Origin of the sequence: Synechococcus sp. PCC 6716 (assembly GCF_022570815.1) — a bacterium.
In the GTDB taxonomy this organism is placed as follows: domain Bacteria; phylum Cyanobacteriota; class Cyanobacteriia; order Thermosynechococcales; family Thermosynechococcaceae; genus Thermosynechococcus; species Thermosynechococcus lividus.
On the sequence record NZ_JAKLTU010000048.1, the window covers coordinates 1 to 4,068 of the forward strand.

Below are 4,068 nucleotides of genomic sequence, written 5' to 3' on the forward strand. Positions count from 1 at the left end.
GCTCAGTGACCGAGAGTGGAGGTGCCCATCGTGCGGAAGGCAGCATGTTCGCGACGTGACCGCTGCATGGAATATCCTGCAAGAGGCGGTTCGTCTTTTACCGGGGAACCCGGAATTAAGCCCCTAACCGGGGTAGAAGCCTCGCCCTTCTAGGGCGGGGTTCAGTTCACAGCGATTTGGCAATTTTGAACTACCCGTCATACCCCAAAAGGGTACTTGCCATTGTGGTCGTGGATTCAAGCACCTACTGCAACATGTTGCAGATCCCTTACCCTGAGTGTAGGGTCAAACCCAAAAACTAAGCTGTTAGCGTGACCAACAGCAGGATGACATCTCGATGGCCAATTGCCCTCAAATTGTTGGAATTGTCAAAGGTCCGGGGGAGTCCGGCAACGAATACGTGTTTATTACGGCAGATGCTCGTCCGGTGCGCATCGGTGAATTCGTTTTTTACAGTATTGACGATGGCAATGCAGCCGTGCCTGTGGTGCGGCAAGTCCTAGGCAAAATTAGTACCTGTTGCCTCATTGAGCATTTACCGGATCGGATGTTTGCTGACTACGAGCTTGACCCTGGGGCGATCGCCGCCTTAATTGGCTTTACCTGCGAACCCGCCGAACTCTACGAAATCACCGTAGAAGTGATGGGCTACTTTGACCCAATTTTGGGCTTTAGTAACCTGCGCCGCCTCCCTCCCCCGGGGGCAAAGGTCTATCGTGCTGAGGATGAATGGCTCCAGCAGGTGCTCAACAAAAAACCCATGCATGCCCCTGGATCGGCTCATATCGGCTCGCTGCTGCTGCGGGATGAAGGCGCGGTGCCCATCAGCTTGGATGTTAAGGAACTGGTGAGCACTCACATGGCTATTTTGGCAGGCACAGGGTCTGGTAAATCCTACACCGCAGGCGTACTCCTTGAAGAGTTACTCCTGCCGAAAAATCGGGCGGCAGTGCTCATTTTTGACCCCCACGGTGAATACCATACCCTCAGCGCCATTCAGGGGCACTCAGCATTTCGGGGGGAGGATGGCTACCAGCCCAAGGTCCAAATTATTACCCCAGAAGACATTAAAATTCGTGTCTCCTCCCTCGAGTTTTACGATATTTTGACCCTGCTGCCCCAGATGAGCGATCGCCAGCAAGCTATCCTTAGACGCGCCTACGATGAGGTGCGCAGACGCTTTACTAATGATCGGTGGGGTATCGCTGACTTAATTGAGGCAGTCTATAGCGTAGATCGCAGCGTTGATGAGGACGGGAACACCCAACAAGGCTCCTCCGCGCCAGCACTGGCATGGAAACTAGAGAAAATGGAGCGCTCTGACTATTTCCATGCCTACGAACACCTGCCACCGCAACGCCTTTTTGTGCCGGGGCAAATTACGGTTCTGCAGATGAATGAAATTCCCCTCGAAGAGCAACAGGTGATTGCCACTGCTATTCTGCGGCAAACTAACCATGCCCGCATCAATACCCACAAAGGGCGCTCGTCCAAAGGCGATGAGCAATMCCTGCCGTACCCTGTATTCATCCTGATCGAAGAAGCCCATCGCTTTGCTCCTGCCCATGAGCCTTCGCAGTGCAAACAGGTACTGCGCACTATCCTGAGTGAAGGCCGTAAGTTTGGAGTTGGGGTTGGGCTCATTACCCAGCGTCCGGGCAAGTTGGATAGCGATGTGCTCTCGCAGTGCATGAGCCAATTTATTTTGCGAATTATTAACCCCGTGGATCAAGAGAGCCTGAAGCATGGCGTTGAAGCCGCAGGCAGAGACCTCCTCAAGGAGTTACCCGCCCTCAGCAAAGGACAAGTGATTATTTCCGGTGCCTGCGTCAATACACCCGTGCTGTGTCGGGTGCGTCAGCGCCTCACCCGCCATGGGGGCGACACGCTGGATGCTCCAGCCCTGTGGCAGGCGTACTTTGAACCACAAAAACAACTGGAACGCCAGTTAGAGGTTGCTCCACCAGTACCGCGCCCGAAGGCGAAAACAGTTGGCCGGCGATCAATTGAATAGGAATTGAGAATGTCCCCTGTCGTCAATTCCAAAAAAATAAGCTAGATTAGTGGTAAGTCTAATCATGGGGCTGAAACGGCTTCGACGTTCTAGTGAAAGTTAGGCTGTGATACAGGTCGAGAGTGGACTATCTCTCGTTAATCCAGAGTCCAAACCAAAAAGTAACTGCGAACAACATCGTTCCTTTCGCTCGTAAAGCTGCTGCGGTAGCCTAAGACCTCTAAAACGGTTCGAGCACTCGTTGTCTGACTCCGTTAAGGGCAGCGGGTTAACCCCAACGGATGCGCTAAGCAGTTCTCTCTGGTGGCCTGTTTAGCAAAGACTCTACCAGAGCATCCTACTGTTCGGGATAAGGAACAGTTCCTGCCTGAGGGTCAGAAAGGCTAAGCCTGTGAATGAGCAGTCGGTGAGTAGCTAGGGCGGACACGGGTTCGACTCCCGTCAGCTCCATCAATATGTTTTAGCGGGTATCATCACTGATAAGTACCGTGTTGAGAAAAAAGTTACCCGTTTATGCTGGGTGATGTGAAACCACGCAGACTGAAGCCTAGTGATAAAGTGTTGAGCTTGCCTGTTGGCATGGGTCTGTTTAGCTTAAAAAATATCGAAAATAGGACGACTCCAGATGGGCTTGGTGATATACCCCCTAACCTGCACCAAAATCTGACAAGGAGACTGGTGATGTCACAGCTACTCCGAAACAGCTAGGGTGCAAAGCTGAGGGAGATAACCATGAGTGAGCCGATACCAGCATCCGAAGCCAAGCAAATCATGGATATTCTTAAAGAATTGCAAGGCGATATGAAAAGGGTTCAGTCTGAACTCCAAGCATTGACCTTAGAAGTCAGGGTGAACCAGTCCAAGAGTAATGAGCAATTTAATACGGTAAGGGCTGAAATCAAGGTAATTAATGATAAGGTTGATGGCTTACGCTCTGAACTGCGGGATGACATCAATGAGCTTCGTACTCAGCAACGTGCTACAGATGCAAGGCTATGGGCGTTTATTGTCGGACTCGTAACTCTAGTCGGTAGCGGCGTGATTAAGGTTCTCTGGTTTGACCGTGCTTAAATACTAGGCTGGCTTTTAAGGTCCATACCAGTTCCGGGGCTGGTAAATAAGATGCCATTGACAGGAATTTACCCCCAGTGATACCTCAAATATATTCGTCAAGCGCCGTACCACCACTGGCGATCGCGTCCTTCTAGGTGGATCCAGTACAGGGTGATCATCATGACGGTGTTTGTTTCTCGATGGTAAACGGCGTAGCTAGGGTGGCGCTTTGTTGCCCCATCCACCACTAATCGACGGCCAATCCGCCGCCAACTCGGTTCTTTGCTGCGCCACGCAATGCGGCAGCAGGGCCAAGGTAGCTGCTCGCGATCAAACAGGCGACAACACGGGCCAATGACCTCATAGCTAAAGGAGTAGCCCGGACTGTAAAAATGATAGCCCGTTGGCCATGGTGGCAGGGGTGTTGTTGGCGCAGCAGTAATTGTGTTTAGCATAGAGGCTTTCTCTCCCCAATGTTGCTGAGTGTGGCTATGAATTGCCCTCATCCCCAACCCGTCTCCCTAGGGAGAAGCGATTATCTTAAAAGTCAAGCAAATTATGATGCTGGAACAGCCGATTGACTCCCATCTGAGTTGGACGGCTGCCAGTCCGTACCATGTTTGAGCATGGCATTGAGAATTGTTAATAGCTTATGCATACAAGCCACTAACGCTACTTTGGTAGCCTTGCCCTTCGCTAATAAGCGGTGATAGAAGACGCGAATCACTGGATTATGGCGCACSRCCACCAAAGATAGCGCGTTTGCCTTGCTTCTGCCCACTATCTCGGTTGAATGGGGCAACGCCCACCAGCGTACTGATTTTTCGAGTGGACAACTGTCCCAGGTCTGGCAACAGGGCTAACAAGGTAGCGGCGACGACCTTGCCCACCCCTGGAACCGTCATCAGCCGCGTCTGTTTTGCCTGCCAGGGCTGACATGGATGGATTTGGGTGGCGATCTGCTCGTCTAGTTGCTGAATGCGGTCTTTGAGATCGGAAGA

5 protein-coding genes and 1 other RNA gene are annotated in these 4,068 nt (G+C 51.8%); 4 read left to right on the forward strand and 2 right to left on the reverse strand.

Features of this window, described 5'->3' with window-relative positions:
* From L5220_RS13745 to L5220_RS13760, 4 genes are all read left to right on the forward strand, one after another.
* On the forward strand, positions 1-127 hold a 127-nt coding region (locus tag L5220_RS13745), incomplete at its 5' end, for a zinc ribbon domain-containing protein (protein ID WP_499574199.1).
* A 210-nt stretch (positions 128-337) separates the two neighbouring features.
* Positions 338-2,014, forward strand: coding sequence for an ATP-binding protein (locus tag L5220_RS13750; RefSeq protein ID WP_499574195.1), 1,677 nt, complete (start codon positions 338-340; stop codon positions 2,012-2,014).
* Between the two features lie 66 nt (positions 2,015-2,080).
* Positions 2,081-2,467, forward strand: a transfer-messenger RNA (tmRNA) gene (gene ssrA / locus L5220_RS13755).
* A 279-nt stretch (positions 2,468-2,746) separates the two neighbouring features.
* A complete protein-coding gene (locus L5220_RS13760; RefSeq protein WP_099798952.1) occupies positions 2,747-3,085 on the forward strand; it encodes a hemagglutinin in 339 nt (112 codons plus the stop codon).
* A gap of 98 nt (positions 3,086-3,183) precedes the next feature.
* On the opposite strand, the gene L5220_RS13765 is transcribed toward L5220_RS13760, so the two are convergent.
* Together L5220_RS13765 and L5220_RS13770 are read right to left on the reverse strand one after the other, a co-directional pair.
* A complete protein-coding gene (locus L5220_RS13765) occupies positions 3,184-3,522 on the reverse strand; it encodes a DUF8632 family protein (RefSeq protein WP_198405935.1) in 339 nt (112 codons plus the stop codon).
* 276 nt (positions 3,523-3,798) lie between these two features.
* The coding region (locus L5220_RS13770; protein ID WP_499574197.1) for a transposase at positions 3,799-4,068 on the reverse strand (270 nt) is incomplete at its 5' end.

Coding starts and splice junctions, on each gene's coding strand:
- L5220_RS13760 (WP_099798952.1), top strand. CDS start 2,747: ATGAGTGAGCCGATACCAGCATCCGAAGCCAAGCAAATCATGGATATT.
- L5220_RS13765 (WP_198405935.1), bottom strand. CDS start 3,522: ATGCTAAACACAATTACTGCTGCGCCAACAACACCCCTGCCACCATGG.